General features: G+C 70.7%; 1 protein-coding gene. It reads right to left on the reverse strand.

All coding sequences use genetic code 11. From position 1 onward, the window contains the following. The coding region (locus ACFFRH_RS44255; protein ID WP_386164197.1) for a beta-ketoacyl synthase N-terminal-like domain-containing protein at positions 1-914 on the reverse strand (914 nt) is incomplete at both ends.

The following is a 914-nucleotide window of genomic DNA, read 5'->3' on the forward strand; positions in this document are numbered from 1 at the left end:
ACCAGTCCACGTGCGGCGACGGCTCATCCACATGCAACGTCGACGGCAACACCCCGTGCCGCATCGCCATCACCATCTTGATCACACCCGCCACCCCCGCGGCGGCCTGCGTGTGACCGATGTTCGACTTCAACGACCCCAACCACAACGGCCGCTCCCGACCCTGCCCATACGACGCCAACAGGGCTTCCGCCTCGATCGGATCACCCAACCGCGTCCCGGTCCCATGCGCCTCGACCGCGTCCACCTCCGACGCCGCCAGTCCCGCATCCGCCAACGCCCGCCGCACCACCCGCTCCTGCGCCGGACCATTGGGCGCCGTCAACCCGTTCGACGCCCCGTCCTGATTCACCGCCGAACCCCGCACCACCGCCAGCACCCGGCGGCCGTTCGCGCGGGCGTCCGACAGACGCTCGACGACGAGCACGCCGACGCCCTCGGACCAGCCCGTGCCGTCGGCGGCGGCGGAGAACGACTTGCACCGCCCGTCGGAGGCCAGCCCACCCTGACGGCTGAACTCCACGAACATCCCCGGATTCGCCATCACCGTCACACCACCGGCCAACGCCAGGGAACACTCCCCCGCCCGCAACGCCGACACCGCCTGATGCAACGCCACCAACGACGACGAACACGCCGTGTCCACCGTCACCGCCGGACCCTCCAGCCCCAGCACATACGCCACCCGGCCCGACACCACACTCGACGTCGTACCGGTCAGGCCGTAGCCCGCCGTCTCCCCCTCGGTCTCGTGCAGGCGCGGGCCGTAGTCGGTCGGCATCGCGCCGATGTAGACGCCGGTCTGGCTTCCCCGCAGCGACGACGGATCGATCCCCGCCCGCTCCACCGCCTCCCACGACGTCTCCAGCAACAACCGCTGCTGCGGATCCATCGCCAACGCCTCACGCGGAGAG

Origin of the sequence: Streptosporangium vulgare, from assembly GCF_042428775.1 — a bacterium.
Lineage (GTDB): Bacteria > Actinomycetota > Actinomycetes > Streptosporangiales > Streptosporangiaceae > Streptosporangium > Streptosporangium vulgare.